Annotated in this window: 21 protein-coding genes; 8 read left to right on the top strand and 13 right to left on the bottom strand. The window is 49.6% G+C overall.

The window, feature by feature from the left end; genetic code table 11:
- Nucleotides 1-147 precede the first annotated feature (147 nt).
- Both ACNO7C_RS03725 and ACNO7C_RS03720 read left to right on the top strand, forming a co-directional pair.
- The gene (locus tag ACNO7C_RS03725; RefSeq protein WP_460025636.1) at nucleotides 148-540 is read left to right on the top strand and encodes a 30S ribosomal protein S8e; all 393 of its coding nucleotides are present in this window, start codon (nucleotides 148-150) and stop codon (nucleotides 538-540) included.
- Nucleotides 537-839: a signal recognition particle subunit SRP19/SEC65 family protein gene (locus ACNO7C_RS03720; RefSeq protein ID WP_460025635.1), complete on the top strand. Its 303-nt coding sequence runs from the start codon at nucleotides 537-539 to the stop codon at nucleotides 837-839. The genes ACNO7C_RS03725 and ACNO7C_RS03720 overlap by 4 nt, the downstream gene beginning before the upstream one ends.
- Here ACNO7C_RS03720 and gatE read toward each other — a convergent pair.
- Complete coding sequence (gene gatE, locus ACNO7C_RS03715; RefSeq protein WP_460025634.1) at nucleotides 826-2727, bottom strand: Glu-tRNA(Gln) amidotransferase subunit GatE; 1902 nt, start codon at nucleotides 2725-2727, stop codon at nucleotides 826-828. The two genes, ACNO7C_RS03720 and gatE, sit on opposite strands and share 14 nt — an antisense overlap.
- Before the next feature lie 2 nt (nucleotides 2728-2729).
- Entirely contained in the window at nucleotides 2730-4076 is a 1347-nt protein-coding gene (gatD, locus tag ACNO7C_RS03710; protein ID WP_460025633.1) for a Glu-tRNA(Gln) amidotransferase subunit GatD, read from the bottom strand.
- A 154-nt stretch (nucleotides 4077-4230) separates the two neighbouring features.
- On the opposite strand from gatD, the gene ACNO7C_RS03705 reads away from it, so the two are divergent.
- Entirely contained in the window at nucleotides 4231-4389 is a 159-nt protein-coding gene (locus ACNO7C_RS03705) for a 30S ribosomal protein S30e (protein WP_460025894.1), read from the top strand.
- Here the strand turns inward: ACNO7C_RS03705 and ACNO7C_RS03700 are convergent.
- Genes ACNO7C_RS03700 through ACNO7C_RS03690 form a run of 3 tightly spaced genes read right to left on the bottom strand, consistent with a single transcriptional unit; the run spans nucleotide 4363 to nucleotide 5487 of the window.
- On the bottom strand, nucleotides 4363-4692 hold the full coding sequence (locus tag ACNO7C_RS03700) for a ribonuclease III family protein (RefSeq protein ID WP_460025893.1): 330 nt from the start codon (nucleotides 4690-4692) through the stop codon (nucleotides 4363-4365). The genes ACNO7C_RS03705 and ACNO7C_RS03700 overlap by 27 nt on opposite strands.
- Nucleotides 4693-4715: 23 nt before the next feature.
- Entirely contained in the window at nucleotides 4716-5003 is a 288-nt protein-coding gene (locus tag ACNO7C_RS03695; RefSeq protein WP_460025632.1) for an RpoL/Rpb11 RNA polymerase subunit family protein, read from the bottom strand.
- A gap of 4 nt (nucleotides 5004-5007) precedes the next feature.
- Nucleotides 5008-5487, bottom strand: a complete 480-nt coding sequence (locus ACNO7C_RS03690; RefSeq protein WP_460025631.1) for an SAM-dependent methyltransferase — start codon at nucleotides 5485-5487, stop codon at nucleotides 5008-5010.
- A gap of 210 nt (nucleotides 5488-5697) precedes the next feature.
- Here ACNO7C_RS03690 and ACNO7C_RS03685 point away from each other — a divergent pair, with 210 nt between their 5' ends.
- The gene (locus ACNO7C_RS03685; protein WP_460025630.1) at nucleotides 5698-6162 is read left to right on the top strand and encodes an Lrp/AsnC family transcriptional regulator; all 465 of its coding nucleotides are present in this window, start codon (nucleotides 5698-5700) and stop codon (nucleotides 6160-6162) included.
- 166 nt (nucleotides 6163-6328) lie between these two features.
- Here the strand turns inward: ACNO7C_RS03685 and ACNO7C_RS03680 are convergent, their stop codons facing one another.
- The 4 genes from ACNO7C_RS03680 to ACNO7C_RS03665 are packed head-to-tail and all read right to left on the bottom strand — an operon-like array spanning nucleotide 6329 to nucleotide 9404.
- The gene (locus ACNO7C_RS03680) at nucleotides 6329-7060 is read right to left on the bottom strand and encodes a hypothetical protein (RefSeq protein ID WP_460025629.1); all 732 of its coding nucleotides are present in this window, start codon (nucleotides 7058-7060) and stop codon (nucleotides 6329-6331) included.
- Nucleotides 7024-8418 carry a CCA tRNA nucleotidyltransferase gene (cca, locus tag ACNO7C_RS03675; RefSeq protein ID WP_460025628.1) on the bottom strand — a complete coding sequence of 465 codons (1395 nt, stop codon included), beginning with the start codon at nucleotides 8416-8418 and terminating at the stop codon, nucleotides 7024-7026. Before cca ends, ACNO7C_RS03680 begins: the two co-directional genes overlap by 37 nt.
- Nucleotides 8419-8422: 4 nt before the next feature.
- Complete coding sequence (gene thpR, locus ACNO7C_RS03670) at nucleotides 8423-8998, bottom strand: RNA 2',3'-cyclic phosphodiesterase (RefSeq protein WP_460025627.1); 576 nt, start codon at nucleotides 8996-8998, stop codon at nucleotides 8423-8425.
- Nucleotides 8991-9404, bottom strand: a complete 414-nt coding sequence (locus ACNO7C_RS03665) for a helix-turn-helix transcriptional regulator (protein WP_460025626.1) — start codon at nucleotides 9402-9404, stop codon at nucleotides 8991-8993. The genes thpR and ACNO7C_RS03665 overlap by 8 nt, the downstream gene beginning before the upstream one ends.
- A 75-nt stretch (nucleotides 9405-9479) precedes the next feature.
- On the opposite strand from ACNO7C_RS03665, the gene ACNO7C_RS03660 reads away from it, so the two are divergent.
- Entirely contained in the window at nucleotides 9480-10262 is a 783-nt protein-coding gene (locus ACNO7C_RS03660) for an ATP/GTP-binding protein (RefSeq protein ID WP_460025625.1), read from the top strand.
- On the opposite strand, the gene ACNO7C_RS03655 is transcribed toward ACNO7C_RS03660, so the two are convergent.
- The 4 genes from ACNO7C_RS03655 to ACNO7C_RS03640 all read right to left on the bottom strand — a co-directional run bounded on the left by ACNO7C_RS03655 (nucleotide 10259) and on the right by ACNO7C_RS03640 (nucleotide 13349).
- Nucleotides 10259-10957 carry an orotidine 5'-phosphate decarboxylase / HUMPS family protein gene (locus ACNO7C_RS03655; protein WP_460025624.1) on the bottom strand — a complete coding sequence of 233 codons (699 nt, stop codon included), beginning with the start codon at nucleotides 10955-10957 and terminating at the stop codon, nucleotides 10259-10261. The genes ACNO7C_RS03660 and ACNO7C_RS03655 overlap by 4 nt on opposite strands.
- A gap of 197 nt (nucleotides 10958-11154) precedes the next feature.
- Nucleotides 11155-12105 carry a coiled-coil protein gene (locus ACNO7C_RS03650; RefSeq protein WP_460025623.1) on the bottom strand — a complete coding sequence of 317 codons (951 nt, stop codon included), beginning with the start codon at nucleotides 12103-12105 and terminating at the stop codon, nucleotides 11155-11157.
- A gap of 106 nt (nucleotides 12106-12211) precedes the next feature.
- Nucleotides 12212-13081, bottom strand: a complete 870-nt coding sequence (locus ACNO7C_RS03645) for a transcription initiation factor IIB family protein (protein ID WP_460025622.1) — start codon at nucleotides 13079-13081, stop codon at nucleotides 12212-12214.
- Complete coding sequence (locus ACNO7C_RS03640; protein ID WP_460025621.1) at nucleotides 13068-13349, bottom strand: H/ACA ribonucleoprotein complex subunit GAR1; 282 nt, start codon at nucleotides 13347-13349, stop codon at nucleotides 13068-13070. Before ACNO7C_RS03640 ends, ACNO7C_RS03645 begins: the two co-directional genes overlap by 14 nt.
- A 102-nt stretch (nucleotides 13350-13451) precedes the next feature.
- Between ACNO7C_RS03640 and ACNO7C_RS03635 the strand changes: the two genes are divergently transcribed.
- The 3 genes from ACNO7C_RS03635 to ACNO7C_RS03625 are packed head-to-tail and all read left to right on the top strand — an operon-like array spanning nucleotide 13452 to nucleotide 16418.
- Entirely contained in the window at nucleotides 13452-14681 is a 1230-nt protein-coding gene (locus tag ACNO7C_RS03635; protein ID WP_460025620.1) for a C/D box methylation guide ribonucleoprotein complex aNOP56 subunit, read from the top strand.
- On the top strand, nucleotides 14678-15379 hold the full coding sequence (locus tag ACNO7C_RS03630) for a fibrillarin-like rRNA/tRNA 2'-O-methyltransferase (protein WP_460025619.1): 702 nt from the start codon (nucleotides 14678-14680) through the stop codon (nucleotides 15377-15379). The genes ACNO7C_RS03635 and ACNO7C_RS03630 overlap by 4 nt, the downstream gene beginning before the upstream one ends.
- Nucleotides 15351-16418, top strand: coding sequence for an NOG1 family protein (locus ACNO7C_RS03625; RefSeq protein WP_460025618.1), 1068 nt, complete (start codon nucleotides 15351-15353; stop codon nucleotides 16416-16418). The genes ACNO7C_RS03630 and ACNO7C_RS03625 overlap by 29 nt, the downstream gene beginning before the upstream one ends.
- The last annotated feature ends 271 nt before the right edge of the window (nucleotides 16419-16689 follow it).

Below are 16689 nucleotides of genomic sequence, written 5' to 3'. Positions count from 1 at the left end.
ACCTGGTTGTCAGCGGTCATCAACGTCGTAGCATAAAGTTGACCGATGCGACCAGCTTCACAGGGACTTTTTCGATATATCATGAAGAGTGTGTCAATGAGCTAGAAAGGCTTAAAAAGTGCTCAGAGTAGTGTAGAGGGGAAAGGCATGGGGGTATACCACGGCAACGATCTCAGAAAGATAAGTGGAGGACTTAAGGGTAAGCACGTGAAGGTAAAAAGAAAATACCTGAGCGGCCGCTATCCCCTAAATCCAACCGTCGGTGAAGTAACGGAAGTCAAGATTTTGCGCGCGAGGGGCGGTAACTGCAAATTAAAGGTTAAAACGGTGAGTGTCGCCAACGTTTACATCCCTAGCCAAAAGAAGACTGCTAGAGTTAAAGTCCTTAAAGTAATAGACAACCCGTCCAACAGGAACCTCGCCAGGAGAGGTGTAATAACGCGGGGAGCAATCATTCAGACAGAGTTGGGTAAAGCTATAGTCACGTCACGCCCGGGCCAGGACGGTGTAGTAAACGCCGTTCTCGTTGAAGGCTCATGAGGAAAAAAGAGGGAAAAATCATCTGGGCGGCCTACTTCGACTCAGCGTTGCCCCGTGACAAGGGTCGGCGCGTACCCAAGAGCCTTTCCGTGGAGAAGCCCCGTTTGGAGGAGATCGCTCGGGCTGCTGAAAGAGCTGGCTTCAGCGTAGTCTCGATCGACCAAGACGCGAAATTCCCAGCTTTTTGGTTTGAGAGCGGAGGTAGGGTGATCGTAAAAACATCCGAAAGAAAGAGTGTCGTCATTAGGAGAATCGCTGAAAAACTAAAGGAACTTAGGGGAGAGATTAAGAAGAGATAACATCCTGCAATTTCTTCCTAACGACCTCGGCTACCAGCTTACCATCTATTCTGCCCCTGACCTTCCCCATAACCTCGCCCATTATCGGGCTGAAAGCCCTTTCGCCTTTCTCTCGGATTAATGGCATCTTCTCAGAGATCACCTGATCAACGAGCTTCTCGAGTTCCTTTACCGTTAACGAGTGTAGTGAAAGCTTTTCAACAACCGCATCGAAGCTGAGCTCAGGGTTCTCGGCAATAGCTCTCAAGATATCTGGTATCGCCTCTTTAGCAACCTTGCCCTCCGCAACAGCCTTCATCAATTGCAGAATATGATCCTCGTCGATGTTTTCCACCTGAACTCCCTCCCTCCTAAGGCTTCGTAGCGTGTTTGTCAGAACTGTTGCAACCAGAACTGGGGGGGCTCCCGTCTTCTTTACAAGCTCCTCGAAGAGGAATAGGTGTTCCGAGTCAAATAATTGCTGCGCGAGATCCTCTGAGAGACGATACTCTCTTTTCAATCTCTCAAGTGTCTTCTCCGGAGGCTCGGGTAGCTCTTCTGCCAACTGCGAAAGTAGCTCTCTTGGAATCCTGATCGGCCTCACATCGGTTTCTGGATACATCCGGGCTTTCCCGGGCCTAGGCCTCATGAACCTTGTCGTGCCATCTGGATTCGCAGCCCGAGTCTCCTCGGGAACTCCTTGAAACGCCTCAAGTATTCTAGCGTGAACCGCCTCTAACGCTTTGTATGCCTTCTCTTTCTCGTCGAAAATGAGCACAAATGCGTCCTCATCACCGGCTCCCAGAGCTCTCTTTACCTCCTCCACTTCCTCCTTCGTTATACCGTACGCTGGAAGCTCGTCGCTGTGGAATATACCCCCGACTTTACCCCAGTAGCGCGCCCTGTCTGCTAGCTCCGTGCCGAAGCGCCTACCGGGCTGGATCTCCGTCCCCAGTATGCCTTTAAAGCCTTTCAGCTTTAATGCGAGAGCGACACCACCTTTCTCAAGCGCGCTCCTAGCAACCTGCGACTTAGTGTTTTTGAAAACTCCTGTAACGTCTACTGGGGAGAAAAGTATATCATCCCCTGACAAACCTCTTCTCTTTAATTCGTCCCTGATCTCCAGGAGCTTTTTCTGCCGCTGCGCCTCGTTCGCGACAACTATTGGAATCAGGTCGAGATACTGAACACCTTTAATCTCAACCCTGGCTCCTCCTTCGATGGAGATGTTAAGGTCCTGCCTTATTGTTCCCAGCCCCCTCTTTACGCGGCCCAGCGACCTAAGCAGAAGCCCTATGTAGTGCGCCACTTCCCTAGCCTCCTCCGGCGTCTCAATAACTGGTCCTGTTGCTACTTCTATTAGTGGTATTCCAAGCCGATCTAACCTATAGGTCACTGTCCTGCGGGCGGGATCCTCCTCCATTTTCCTCGCGGCATCCTCTTCGAGGCATATGGTCTCTATCGGCACCTCTTTACCGTTAACGCTTATGTGTCCGTCGACCGCTACGAGCATTGTCCGCTGGAAGCCCGTCGTGTTAGAGCCGTCGATCACAATCTTCCTCATAACGTGAATCTCATCCACTACATGGGCTCTCACGAGCAGGGCGAACTTGAGGGCTAGCTCTAGAGCTTCCCAGTTAGGCTGATGGGGCGGCTCTTCGTCCATCTCAACGAGGCACGTGTTCTCGTGATACCCTTCATAAACAAAGCTTAGACCCTTTTCGAATTCGAATAGCGCTGCGGGGTCTACTTCACCTATCTCGCTTCGCGCGAGCCGCAGTCTGCGGACAAAACTATAGTCTGCTTTCTCTTTCTTGACCACTGTGGGGCACGCGCAGAAGAGTTTTCTTTCCGTATCGAGCATTTGGTGTATTTCTATGCCGCACTTGATGCGAGGAAGGCTTGACATACTTACCACCACCCCATCGCCCCTGGGTAGTGCCTGTACTCGTTCCTCTCGGAGAACTCGTATGCTATCCTCGTTTTGAAGAGTCTTTGGGCTTCTTCAAGGTCGCTTGTTTGGCCGAAAATCCAGCTAAGCTTAACGTAGGCCGTTTCAGATAGCATGTTCCCAGCCGGTACCACTCCCGCTTTCAGAAGCTCTACACCAGTCCTGTAGACGTTAAGGTTCACTGATCCCCAGAGGCACTGAGACGCCATTACCACCATCACCCCGTCCTTCACGAGAGAGCGTATGGTGTCGATGAGTTTGCTGTTTACATGGCCCAATCCCGTGCCTTCGATTACCAGACCTACGTAGCCTTCTTCTCTGTAGAACTCGAGCAGAGAGGACGGCATTCCAGGGTAGAACTTCACCAACGCTACCTTCTCGCTGAACTCGGGGTAGACTTCGACCTCCTCTGCCCGCTTTTTGTACCCGGGTTGAAAAGCATCGATCTCCCTTGTGAACGGGTTAACTTTGGCCAAAGGTAGGCTGTTCACGCTTATGAAGGCGTCTCTTCTACTCGTGTGCATTTTCCTAGCCCTCACGCCTCTATGAACAAGAAGCACATCGTCGCTCACGGACCCATGCATCACCAGCACTGACTCCGCGAAGGGGGCTTTAACAGCGGTAATCGCCGCTCCTATCACGTTGAGCGCGGAGTCGCTTGATGGCCTGTCCGAAGACCTTTGAGCGCCTGTAAACACTATCGGTCCCGGTGCCTTCTGAACGGCGAATGCCATAGCCGATGAGGAATAGTGCATGGTGTCTGTTCCGTGAGCAACAACTACACCCGAGGGTGATTTCGAGGCGAAGGCTTCGCCTATCTTCTTAGCTAGCTCCGACCAGTGATGAGGGGTCATATCCTCGCTGAAAATGCTGAAAATCGTTTCGCTCGTCACCACAGCTAAGTCCGCGAGCTCCGGTATCATCGCGTACAGATCCTCGGCAGAAAAATACGGGTAAACAGCACCGGTGGCATAGTCGACCCTCGACGCTATGGTGCCGCCGGTGCCAATGAAGTGTACCGTTCCCTCAGCTTTAGTCTCCCGTGTAACCTTTTCCGCTGTGAGCCCTACTCTACCGCTCGTCTCAATCAACTTCACCTCAGTTATACGATCTGCGGCAATTCCGATATTATACCCATTGTCAAGCTTTAAAACGAGAAAATCTTGTTCTCCCACTTGAGGACGGGGAAGGACGATGCCTCTAAACGTGACGCCGTCTTTTAGCCTAACGAGAACTACGTCGAAGATACCTGCTCCCGCGCTGGCGAGGAGCTCACTGACCCTCCGACCGTAGCCAGCTACTGCCATGAGGACTCCGCATCAACCAAGACCGCTTCCCGGTTAAAAGGTTTCACTCGATGGCGTCTCATATGCAGCTCTTCAAATGCCGTCGCTTGAACCAGCACCTGCCTAGTGGAAACGCTTATATTTGCCGATAGCTTTGACTGAGCTGGGTAAGGTTATGCCGTCTCACGGTAGCCTCACTAAGGCTGGAAAAGTCAGAAACGCTACTCCGAAGATACCTCCAAAACCAAAGAAGAACCTCATACCGAGGAGGAGGAACTTCAGGAACTATAAAAGGAGGGTGCTTTACTCAGCCTCTACTCAGGCAAGCGCTTAGGGTTCGATCGATCAGCAGAGCTATAGCTACCTCTAGGGCTTTACCTGAAGTTAAAGCTTTATACAGGAACTCCACAGCCTGTTCACTTGACAAGCAGTTGTTTAACCATGCATAGCTCAGCAGTGCTTCCACGCTCTCTGCGGGGTCCCAGTCGTGTGGTAACTTGATGTTGGTCAGTGCCGAGAGCTTATAAGCCTCTCTAAGCGTTTTTCTTGGGGTCTTGATTCCCTGGGCTTTCCCAGATGCTAGGGATAGAGCCGCAGATGTTACGAAGTTTATAAACGCATCGCCAAGTTTAGCCAGATCCTTGTCTGTTAGGACCCTTCTCAGCTTGTCTGAGCCCGTATCTGCTCACGCATCGCTTCGAGCTTTTTTCTCAATGAATCCACAGCCACTCGGAGGGCGTCTAAAGGGGTGAGGGTTCCGTCGGTTCTTATAAGGAGATACGCCACCCCGAGTAGTGGGTGGTCCACTCTGTATGATGCAGTAACATGAGGGTTTCTGTTTAGCTCATCCACTAGCATGTTAAGCAAAGTATGCCCCTCGCCCGAAACCCTGACTTCTAGCGTAGTCTGAGACATGTTTTCAATCGAGATCGAGAGCTCCTCGGGCATGAGGTTACCGCCTACTTTCACCGACAATGTAGTAGTAGATTTTATGCGTTCTGCCACCTTCCTCGACGGTGGTGCTCTCTACAGGCTTCCATCCGGTTACTTCAAAGTCATGCGAGACTATGCGCGTGTTTGGCTTCAGCTCGCGCTCGAGCTTTGGACGTAGGCGCTCGTTAACGGATGTTAAAAGGTAGAGAAAAACGACGTCTGCCTGGGGAAATTTAACGTCGTAAAAGCTCCCGTGGATGAGGAGTACTCTGTCCTGCACTCCAGCCGCGATAATATTCCTCATAGCAGTCTCAAGCAGATCTTTCCTGATCTCGATGCCCACGCCTCTCGCTCCAAACTCTTTTGTAGCGATAACCAGCGAGCGCCCGTCTCCGCACCCCGGGTCTAATACGAGCTCCCCAGGCTTCAGTTCTGCTATCTCAAAAGCCTTTTTTATAACTTCTACCGGGCTTGGAACAAACGGTACTGTAACGCTCACGGTCTTAAGGAGGATCATCATGGATAAAAAATTATTCATTCAGGAACAGGCCCGGGTATTATCGATTAGCTACATTGCAGTTCAAGAGTTCCAAATATTTAAAAATAGAAATACCCACGCTTACCTCACATGCGAGTGATTTAGATTACCATATGAGACGTTTGTAAAAATGATGTAAAGAATATATTTTACATCCACACAAGATTAGATGTGAGTTCAAAAACACTGAGCGAGAAGCAAATTGAACTATTGAGGTACTTGTTTAAAAAAAGTAAACCTCTTAGGGTTTTCACAGTCACAGATACCCAGAGCAGCATTGCAAAGGAGCTCGGTATCTCTAGGCAGGCTTTGAACATGCACCTTAAAAAGCTCCGAGAACTGGGGTTTCTGCGAACAGGGCGGGGCTTTATAGACCTAACAGACAGAGCGGTGCAACTGCTGGGGAGGCAAAGCGGCGAGGCTATTATTGTACTAAGGATAGAGCCGTCGAAGAGACTAAACATCTACTCTTCTCTCAGCAACCTTCCCGTTGAAAAAGTCTACAGAGTTACAGGCGACGTTGACGTAATCATTCATGTATCACAACCACTCCTCGAAGAGGTTCTCAACAGGATAAACACACTTGAGGGGGTGCGCGAGACGCGAACCTACGTCGTTATAGAGACAATCAAGTAGAGGTTACACAACCGGGAACCGCGCCCCGGCAACTCCCCCTCAAGTGTGTTTCAAGGGATAAAAGCGGTAGGGGCAATTTAGACCTCTCGCTTAACCTGGGTCGCAGAGCGGTTCAGAGGCACCCTTCTCTTGAGCTGGAGTTGGAAAGAGGTGGGTAGGCCGGTGGCTAGAGCCTGAGCAGGCTGAGAATATCTTCAACCCCCGCAGTTCCCTTTTTGTAGCATCTTAGGGCCTCGATGAGTTCATCCTGCTTTGTACTGAAGGATAACTTAGATAAAACGATCTCAGCTATCTTTGACTTTTCATTCAAAAGGAAGCTGAGAAATTGAGGTAGATTTGAGTGATACTTACCCGTAGTCGCCGACTCGAAATCCACTATGACGGGAGTCCCGTTTTTCCCAACAAGTATGTGGTCTTTGAACCTCGAAAGCTCATTGTGAGACACTCCTATTGTGTCGAGCCTCCATAACTGCTCTAGAACGAGCCTTATAACTCTCCTGAGTTCAGAAGCGGACGCGGTAACCACCCACTCGTCAAGAGGTATACCGTCCACGCAGTCCCAGACGAGAAAATTCCTGGAGAACGCTCTGAGTGGTGGACCGACTTTAACGCTGTTCACCAATCGAAGTATCCGTGCCTCCTTCAGTAAAGTTTCACGCGAAGCATCGGTTCTCCTTATCTTTACGGCGACATAAAGGCCTCCTGAAAAAACCGCTTTCACTACGATGCCTACTGTTCCCTTTCCCAGCACTTTTTTACCGAAAATGTCCACACGGCCCTCCTCTATGAGGCGCCGCACACCCAAAAGTTTCATCTCTACAACTCTTCGCACCACGGCACCTGCATCAAGGGAGGGGTATACTAGAACTCGGCTCCACCCATGCACCTCTTTAAGCACAGAGTCCAAGGCTCATACCCCGCCAGACGCTTTAGTAGTTCACGCTTTTCTGGCATCGGAAGCTTCTGTATGTAGTCGCATGCTTTACCAATCTCCCACTCGAACCCCTTATATACCTTCAACACCTCCTTTACAATCTCGATAGCATTACGGTTCTTCCTAGGCGCTACTGCAACGACTCTATCGCCCTCTATGAAGGGCGCTGGCTTATTGGACGCCCACTTTTCCAGGAATCTTAACACGTTCTCATGCCATACCGGCGGCCCGAGCTTCTTCTCCCATAGGGGTAGCTCCAGGGATTCAAGCTGCAAAACTAGCAGATGCTTTTCATTCAGCTTCAGGTGAAGCTTTCTCAGAACGCTGAACCCGTTCCTTGTCAGTGTGTTGGTGACAGCATCGAGCACTCTGTTTAATTTCCCGGCCAGGGCGTCAGGCGCGAGAGTCGGGTGCTTGACTAGCTGCAACACTATGCTGTTTTCGTCGGGAGCATACTCTGCTTCTTCCTCGACGCCCTCCAGTACACAACACAAGATGGCAGGGCAGTGCTTGAAGACGTTTGCGAACAAAATAAGCTTTGAGAGCTGATCTACTCCGACTGCGGCAGCTGCGTTACGACGGGGATCTACTGGATCTAGTACGACTAACGGTGCGGTGCCGCGCAGTCTGTAAGCCGTCTCTGGGATCACGACCCTCCAAGGGATCCACTTAGAGACCGCGCACAAGAGAGGAATAAGTCCCCCGTAGTGCACTATAAGAACTTCTGCGAGGTATCCGGAAAATCCCTTAACTTCGATTTCCGCGCCGTAGATGTTCAAGCGCCGCAGTAAAGCTTTAAACAAGCGGATATCCCTTTTAAGGGCAGGATTTCTTGATATCTGTGAGATGATGTACTCGGTATGGAAGGGCGTCCTGTCTACCGCTGATTTGATCCTCTGAGGGCTTTCTACCTTATAGGCTGGTACAAGCTCCAGCTCTACCCCCTGGTATTTGATGATGAAGTACGGGTGTGAGGCGAAACGGACTTCTAGCTCAGCTCCTAGTCTCTGGGCAAGCTCAGTGCTCAGGGTCTCAACGGATTTATGCAGCTCTTCAAGACTCAGGCTTTCATCGAAAAGAACAAATACGTCGACGTCGGTGTCCTCGGGTAGCCACGTGTCCCTGGCAAAAGACCCGTGTATTGAAATCTCGCGCACGAGCGGTCTAAGACCAGATTCTTCAACTACAAGATGTAATTCTCTCACAGCGCGCTCTACTAGCCTCGAGATTCTTTCTTTCTGCTCCTCTGATGGCTCGAGGCTCGATAAGTGTTTTGACAGGCAAGCCACTTCGCTGCTGTCGATACACAACTCGTGGCCCATTCGGTTAATGCACCGGGAGAAGCTGGAATTCGGCCAAATCAGTGTATACGGGACCTCTCGGGGTGAGGACGCTTTTGATAAGGTAGAACTTTGTCACATCCTGCTCGCCGAAAAACGTGGATGAGTTCTTTTCGATTATTTTTCGAACCTCACCGCCTAGTGGTGCCTTAACTCTCGCTATTGTAAGATGTGGCTGGAAGTCCTCCCTCTCCAGCTTAACGCCGGCAGCGGTAACAGCTTTATAAACTTCTTGAGCAAGCCTTGAGAGCTCTTCTGACCCTCTCCTTACTCCTATCCAGATGACCCTCGGATTCTTAGGGTTTGGGAAAGCCCCTATGCCTTGGAGCTCCATCGAGAAAGAGCTTGCTTTAACCTCCATAAGTTTGCTCGCGACGCCCTGAACCTTTTCGCGAGGAATCTCTCCGATAAATTGTAGAGTTATGTGCAGGTTTTCCGTTTCCACAAACTTGGCTTTCAGCCCAGCTCTCTCCAGCTCCTCTTGAAAGCTCTTTACACGCGAGACTAGCTCGGGTCTAGTGATCTTCACGGCGACGAATACCCTTAAAAACCGTTCAGCCATTAGTCAGCCACCTCCTGAGGATTGGACACTCGAGGAAATCTACTTCACCGCTCGCACACTTTGCCAGGTTCGGGCAGAAGAAGCAGGGAATTTCGTCGAGAAAGTCCGGTATTGTAGTCTCCTTTTGAAGCAGGGTAGCAGGCCTGATGACATACGTTTTCCTCCCACGTAGAACGACCTGCTCTCTCAGGATTAAGCCCTGCTCTTCGAGTTTTCGAACAATCTTGAGACCCTTCCTACTGTCCAAACCCAGCTTCTTCCAAAGGTCTTTTTGAAGCACGCCCTTCTCTCCGGCCTCTCTCACGATCTCCAGAGTTTTTCTCTCCAGTACTTCAAACTGCACCGACGACTCTTCCATTTTTTCGATGTTCTCCTCGCTCAGTGAAACCTTTGACCTCGATGGCATTAATCAACTCGCCCTAATCACATAGGGCGAAAAACCTGAATTTATTACTTGCCCGTTTTTAAAGCTTGAAAAAGCATGCAGATGCTAGTCTTTATAATTGGACCTGCAGGATCCGGTAAATCCACGTTCACAGCCAGTTTTCGAGACTGGCTACAAAGCCAAGGAGCGTCAGTCACAACTGTCAATTTAGACCCAGCGGTCGAAAATCTGGAGTACGTTCCGGACGTGGACATAAGGGAACATGTTTTCGTGCGGGAAGTTTTAGAGGAGTATGGACTTGGTCCCAACGGAGCTATTGTCGCCGCGGTCGATATGTCTATAGAGCATCTTCCTTCACTGGACAGGAGCATAGACGATGCTCCGGAGGGCTACGTTCTCATAGACACGCCAGGTCAAATGGAGCTCTTCACGTTCCGGCAAAGCGGTGGTATAATCGTTAACTCCCTTTGTAAGCCTAGCCGGAGGTGCGCCTCGGTATTCCTTTTAGACGCCTCCCTTTCTTCGGATCCCTACAACCTAGTATCTCAGATATTTCTCGCCGCTTCTGCATTCTACCGCTTAAGACTACCACTAGTAGTTCTGCTAAACAAGATGGACGTGCTTAGCGATGCCGATAGACAGAGAGTCTCCGAGTGGCTCTCGAATCCGGAAATGCTTGAGGAGGAAATTTCCAGGATGCCCAGGGATTACGACGCACACTTCTCAAGGAGCGTTACTCGCCTGCTCCTAGACTTCCTCGACATTATTCCCGTAGTGATTGTTTCCGCGAAGAAAAGCCAAAACTTCGAAGAAGTTTACTTCCACCTACAGCAGATATACATGGGTGGTGAAGACTTCGAGTTAACCGTCAGGGATTAGTCAAAAAATTCAATGATGCGCTCTAGTGAGGGGTTCGACGTAATGTATCTACCTACAACGTAGATATCAGCGTCGATTAATGCTCTGACTTCTCGCGCGAGTTGCGGGGTTAAGCCTCCTGCAACTGCCACCTTAGAAGCGGGTAGAATCCCTCTAATGTACTCCACCACACCCACTATATCCTTGAAGAACTCCTCAGCCGACCTCCCTCTTTCTTCGTCAATGCCCCGGTGGAACTCGAACACAAGCTTATCCTCCGGGAAAGATAAGTTACGCACAAGCGACGTAACCACATCGGCACGCGCTTTTAGGTCTGCGACACCTATAAAATCGACGACGACGCTCTTGCTACGCTCCATAGCGACTTCTAAAACGGACCTAATGGTGGATCTTGGAGCCATAGCGAGAACCGACACGCTGTCGGCAAAGAAGTCGAAGGCCAAAGAGGCCTCTAGCCTTCCCACGTCAGCTATTTTCAAGTCAGCCATCAAATGGGTGCCTGGAGATGAGAGCTTCAGCTTCGGGAGTATGGACAGCCCGAAAAGCTTAACAAGAGGGGTTCCTGCCTCGACTATTAGCCTCTCACAGCTGAGAGCTCCACTACGGCAAGCACTGTTCACGGTGCTTGCAATTTTTAGAGCCTGAGCTTCGTCTGTAACGTCGATAGCGATTTGCAAGGAGTATGGTTTTGCCATACAAAAGGAGTTGCCCCTACGCTGAAAATTAACGTTGCGGCTTTTTTGAGTGCTGACTAGAAGTCAGATAAGCAATTATGATATGATTGAATCAGACAAGCACCGCTCCGGCACTCTCACAGCTTTGGGCCCACAATTCAGAGTTAGGTCCAGAGAGCTTGAGTGGAGACAGGAAAACTAGTAAGAATTTGAAGGCATCACTGCTCCTGCAAGTTGCGGTTCAGCATATTAAACTCGAAGAGGAGTTTAAACTCGTCCAAGGATAGCGCTTCTCCTCTCTTGTACTTTTCGTAGGCCTCTAAGGCCTTTCCATAGAGCAGTTTCTTACGCTCCTCCAGATGCTGTGAAAGCTCCTTAGCTTTCAGCAGCACTGAGACTCTCTCCAGCTCCTCACGTACCGCTCTCTCTTCTTGGAGGAGCGTTAGAAGCTCCTGGTGGTAAGCGTTTGCTTTCTCCCTAATGCTGTCTCTCTCCTGGCGAAGGTTTTGTATCTTCTGGAACAGCTCATCGCGCTGAGCTTTCAGCTTCTGCACTTCTTCCTTCACCTTCAGATACTCCGACACGATCTGTTTAAGCTGCTCGCTAACCTGCGCTATCTGCTCTTTCAGTTGAGGGATGCGTTGCCTAGTTTCCTCAATCTTCGCCCTAAGTTCATTGAGGTGTTTTACATTAACGTAAATGGATTCCAAGCTTCTGATCTTGTTTATTATGACCTTTTCAACCTCGGGAGGCAGAGTCATTGTTTGGTACTGCCACTCTAGCTGCTCTATTCTGCTTCTAAGCTCGTCTTCATCGTAGTTCTTAGATCCTAGGAAGCTTCTCAGTGCCTTATACTCGCCGTTGAGTTTCTTTAACTCTTCACGGGCTTTGTTCAACTCTTCGATGAGTTTCTTTCGTTCCTCGCGGGTAGAGACAAGCCTATCGTAGAGTTCCTTCTTCTTCTCTATAAGCTGGGAGAGCTGCTGACGGAGCTGTAAGAATTGTTCACGGAGGCTTTTAATCTCGGCCGAGAGTTTTTTCACCTCGCTGTTGGCAATATCTCTATTTGAGCGTGTCTCTGAGATTTTCGCATCCAGCTCTTGAAGCTTTCTTCTGAGCTCATGGAATTGCTGCCGCAATGTCTGAATGTCCTCGTCGACTATTGTCATATAGTCACCGTATGTCCAAGCGGGTTTCGTTGCGCGTGCATGAAGCCTTATGCCACTACTTATTTAAAGTTATGTCCTTAAAAATGTTTACTTAGTTATCTGGACCTCATATACCTACAGTTAACTCGGTCTCTTCAGTAATCTGTTTCAAGACCCTCCTGATAGTGAGTGTAGAAACATTGGCCGATTTTGCGACGATATCTTGGCTAAGCTTGAATCCCAGCATTTTAATAAAAAGATAAACCGTTGCACCGGCAACCCCTGATGGCTTAACCCCTTGAAGTATCTCTGCTAGGCTATCAGCCGTTTTCGCCAAAACATGCATCGGTATATCGCTGAGAAGATTCTCTCTTTTACCACTACGTTGACTTTCAATTCTCAACCGGCTTAAGATGGATGGCAGGTGCTCGCTTGGTTTGCGCACGGCCCTGGTCTTGGCGGGTTGAATGTAGCCTTCTTTAACGAGTACACGGTATGTTCGGTAAACCTTTCTGACATCTGCACCAGCTATTCTCTCTAGCTGATCCTGCGTCAAGGCGACGTTTGGGTATCTCTTCAGGACATAAAAAAGTAGAGTTGCGATGATGAGCTTGTGGCTTCTGCCTTTCAGACCACCAGCTTTCCTTATTTCTTCGAACAGTCGCTCAACTTCTGTCGTGACGTAACCTGGGATGTTGAACTCTCTTTGGACTTGTGAAAGGTAAGAAGAGTACTCTCTGTTCTTGCTGGATTCACGGGATAGTTCTCGGCTCCCTAATAAGTGTTTGATGCTTATAGCCCTTGGAGTTGTGTCCGGGTTCTTGGGCATCCTTTCACTGTGAACCTTCCTCAAGTACTCTTCCTGGGACCGAGGCTTTAGCGGCTCCGCGACAGGACCGTAAATATAGCCACAAACAGGGCAAACGTACTCACCAGTTTCCGGGTTAAACATGGGAGGAGTTGTTGTACCGCAGTTCGGGCATCTATTTCCTGCCACGGCCCTCCCCGGCTCTCTTCTTGCCCGCGTGTCTTGGATTTCCCTTCCAGTAGAGAACCTTCCCAATAAAGGCTTCCGGCTTCCATCGGCTCTCATCTACTTTGACCAGAACAAACGGCGAGTTAACAGGCCCTATTACATCATAGACATAGCCTACTACCGCCATTTTCTCATCGTAAACCTTTTCCCCAGGTGCCGGAACTTCTTTGGCCTCTACCAAGAGGTTTTTGTTCCGCGTAAACAGCCTCACCTTGCCTATAGGCCTCATAGAAACTCTCAGAAGACAGGGAGTTACGCACCTAAATCGATTTCGCCTCAAAGTGGGGAGAATTATTTATATTATGCCATCGTTAATCTCCAGAGTGGCACCATGGCTAAAGCATACTTGTTGCTAAACCCCTTTGCTGTATATTTGCTCGATGAGGAGGGAGGGGCTAAAACGTTCTACAAGCTGTACAGAGATGATATCTCCCGAGAAAGATATCTTGAGCTCCTCTACGACATGGAACAGGGAAAATTACCAGAAGAGATCCTGGAGTCTATTGCAAGAAGCGTTGAACCCGGAGACGAGCTGGTCGTTGAGGACAGCGATCTGGGGAGGTTCATCTCATCTAAGCTAAAAGATGTTAAGATAGTACCTGCAGCTGGAAACGAGGTAATGCTAAAAGCTAGGGAAAACATAGCAAACCTCATCGAGACGTCTCTCGGAGTGAGTGCACAAAAATATTACGGTTTGCTCCACGAGTTGACGCTTCAGCTAACTCGGTTAAAGGTTAAGGAAGTTGCCGAAAAGCGGGACCTGTTCGTCGCCCAAGCGATCAACGCGCTGGATGATGTAAACAAGACAATCAATCTGTTCGCCTCTAGGGTTCGAGAGTGGTACAGCCTGCACTTCCCAGAGCTAGATGAGCTTGTAGATGAGCATGAAGACTATTTCAGAATCGTCAGCAACATAGGATTCAGAGACAAGATAACTAAGGAGAAGCTACTCGAAATTGGATTGAAGGAGGACCTAGCTGAGAAGATAGCGAGCGCAGCTAAGTCCAGCATGGGAGCAGACCTCACGGAGTTTGACCTCGAGGCGATCCGCCTTATATCGGACACAGGTCTCAGACTCTATGCGGTTAGACGTAGCCTTGAGAGGTACATCGACGAGGCAATGTATGAAGTCGCACCGAACATCAGGGGACTTGTAGGCTCGTTGCTGGGAGCGAGGCTCATTTCACTAGCTGGTGGCTTGGATAAGCTTGCCAAGCTGCCTGCCAGCACAATCCAGGTTCTTGGGGCTGAAAAGGCGCTTTTCAGGGCACTAAGGTACGGTGCAAAGCCGCCTAAGCACGGCGTAATTTTCCAGCACCCCTTGATCCATAAATCCCCGAAGTGGCAAAGGGGGAAAATCGCTCGAGCCTTAGCCGCCAAACTAGCTATAGCAGCACGCATAGATGCATTTTCCGGCGAGTACCGCGCTGACGAGCTCAGGGAAGATCTTGAGAAAAGGGTTGAAGAGATAAAAACGCTATACGCCAAACCCCCAGCTAAACCTGAAAAAACCACTAAAGCTAGAAAGGGTGGTAAACACCATAAGGGTGGTAGAAGATGATCAGAGCGCTGAAAGTTAGAGAGCATGAGGAGTTTCCCGGAGTCTACGTGGTAGACTTTGAGGACGGGAGCAGCAAGCTTGCTACGATTAACCTAGCGCCTGGAATCAAGGTCTACGGGGAGCAACTTGTTAACATTGGAGGTAAGGAGTACAGGATCTGGAACCCCTATAGAAGCAAGCTTGCTGGAGCAATATACAAAGGTCTAAAGACGAACCCCATTAAACCAGGTACCAAGGTGCTATACTTAGGGGTGGCATCAGGCACCACTCCAAGCCACGTTTCGGACATTATTGGGCCATCAGGTGTTCTATACGGAGTAGAGTTTGCTCCTAGAGTGATGAGAGAGTTCGTCGAGAAAGTCGCCGCCCACAGGAGCAACGTGATACCACTCCTAGCAGACGCCAGGTTCCCATCGAAGTATGCACACTTCGTTGAGGCAGTAGACGTTATTTACGCCGACATAGCTCAACCCTTCCAAAGCAAGTACGTTGCAGACAACGCTGACATGTTTCTAAAAAAGGGTGGGTGGATCATGATGGCAATAAAAGCGATGAGCATCGACGTAACAAAAGCACCGTCTGAGACCTACAAAAGGGAAATGGATGAGCTAGAACGCCGCGGCTACAAAGTTAAGGAATCTTTACACCTCGAACCATACGACGAGGCGCATGCCTTCGTCGTTGCCCAGAAGCTATAAGCACGCTGTGACAACAGTGGATATAGAACATTTAAAGAAAAGGATGGTACTAGTCAACCCAGATCCTCATTTCCTCTTCGATAGAGCGGTTAAAGAGTGTAAACGACGCCCTCCACCTGCTCGGACTAGGAAAAAACTAGAGGAGATAAAAAAAGACAGCCTGAGGTGCATTGAGAGAGCTCACAGGTTCCTGGATGCGTATCTCGGAAGAGTCGTCGAGACGTGCCCCTTTATCGAAGACCTTCATCCTCTTTTTCGCGAATTATTACTCCTTAGCGTTAATGTAAATGACTATAAAGTATGCCTCTCCAGGTTAAACTCCTCGCGGAAAATTCTGCTTAAAATTTTTCGAGAGGAGGCAAGAAGAGTTAAATCGTCGGAGAGCTCAAAGGAGGTATTACTGGCGCGCAGAAGTTTTTTCGGAAGAACACTCTCGGTTCTGGAGACACTCGATAAGTGCTTAAAAGAAATTAAGCTAGCACAGCAAGCTTTTCTGACGCTGCCAGAGCTCGACGTTAAGCTTCCTACCGTAGTGATCGCCGGAGCCCCGAACGTCGGCAAATCCACCCTGCTACGGGCGCTAACGAGAGCCAAGCCCAAGGTGAGTCCCTACCCTTTTACGACCAGAGAGCTTATAGTAGGTGTCCTCGAACGCAAAGGCTTAAAGATACAGCTAGTGGATACTCCCGGGCTTTTGGATACACCACTCGAAGAGAAGAATAAAGTCGAGAGGCAGGCGGTACTTGCTATTAGGCATATCGCATCCTTAATATTCTTCGTGGTCGACCCGACCGAGTCCTGTGGTTTTCCACTTGAGTTTCAAAAAACAGTTTACGACCAGCTATCCCTCAACTTTCCTGGTATAAAGATTGTTAAAATTGCCAACAAGATAGACATCGCTACCAAAGAGCACATCGAGAAACTTGAGAGAGTCTTCGCTTCCGCTGATTTCATACACGTATCGGCTGAGAATAAGCAGAACATCGAAAAGATATTCGAAACCCTTGACTCGCACTTCTCCTTGCCCGATCAAGGTTGAGGCGGAAAATTTCGAGCACAACTTGGTTCCAGCACTCCCCCGTGTTAAGACTATTCTCGAAGAGAAAGGGATCCGGGAGCCGTTTGAGAAAACGGCAAGTCGGTGCAGCCTCCAAGAGGCACGCCGTGGGCAGAGTAGCTGGCTAGAGAGAAACCCCAGCTCGCGGTTTGCCTCCGTGTTTAGCGGCGCTCTCCAGCAACCCCGATAACCGCGGACGTGAGGCTTGCTAGGCGATACCAACCTCGAGATACCCAAAGACAGGGGAGGGAGA

This window comes from Infirmifilum tikiterense, from assembly GCF_054696565.1.
This window is presented reverse-complemented; position numbering and strand designations above follow the sequence as displayed.

Coding starts and splice junctions, on each gene's coding strand:
- ACNO7C_RS03665 (WP_460025626.1), bottom strand. CDS start 9,404: ATGCCATCGAGGTCAAAGGTTTCACTGAGCGAGGAGAACATCGAAAAA.
- thpR (WP_460025627.1), bottom strand. CDS start 8,998: ATGGCTGAACGGTTTTTAAGGGTATTCGTCGCCGTGAAGATCACTAGA.
- ACNO7C_RS03640 (WP_460025621.1), bottom strand. CDS start 13,349: ATGAGGCCTATAGGCAAGGTGAGGCTGTTTACGCGGAACAAAAACCTC.
- ACNO7C_RS03660 (WP_460025625.1), top strand. CDS start 9,480: ATGCAGATGCTAGTCTTTATAATTGGACCTGCAGGATCCGGTAAATCC.
- cca (WP_460025628.1), bottom strand. CDS start 8,418: ATGGGCCACGAGTTGTGTATCGACAGCAGCGAAGTGGCTTGCCTGTCA.
- ACNO7C_RS03625 (WP_460025618.1), top strand. CDS start 15,351: ATGCCTTCGTCGTTGCCCAGAAGCTATAAGCACGCTGTGACAACAGTG.
- ACNO7C_RS03650 (WP_460025623.1), bottom strand. CDS start 12,105: ATGACAATAGTCGACGAGGACATTCAGACATTGCGGCAGCAATTCCAT.
- ACNO7C_RS03630 (WP_460025619.1), top strand. CDS start 14,678: ATGATCAGAGCGCTGAAAGTTAGAGAGCATGAGGAGTTTCCCGGAGTC.
- ACNO7C_RS03655 (WP_460025624.1), bottom strand. CDS start 10,957: ATGGCAAAACCATACTCCTTGCAAATCGCTATCGACGTTACAGACGAA.
- gatE (WP_460025634.1), bottom strand. CDS start 2,727: ATGTCAAGCCTTCCTCGCATCAAGTGCGGCATAGAAATACACCAAATG.
- ACNO7C_RS03695 (WP_460025632.1), bottom strand. CDS start 5,003: ATGCCCGAGGAGCTCTCGATCTCGATTGAAAACATGTCTCAGACTACG.
- ACNO7C_RS03635 (WP_460025620.1), top strand. CDS start 13,452: ATGGCTAAAGCATACTTGTTGCTAAACCCCTTTGCTGTATATTTGCTC.
- gatD (WP_460025633.1), bottom strand. CDS start 4,076: ATGGCAGTAGCTGGCTACGGTCGGAGGGTCAGTGAGCTCCTCGCCAGC.
- ACNO7C_RS03705 (WP_460025894.1), top strand. CDS start 4,231: ATGCCGTCTCACGGTAGCCTCACTAAGGCTGGAAAAGTCAGAAACGCT.
- ACNO7C_RS03725 (WP_460025636.1), top strand. CDS start 148: ATGGGGGTATACCACGGCAACGATCTCAGAAAGATAAGTGGAGGACTT.
- ACNO7C_RS03720 (WP_460025635.1), top strand. CDS start 537: ATGAGGAAAAAAGAGGGAAAAATCATCTGGGCGGCCTACTTCGACTCA.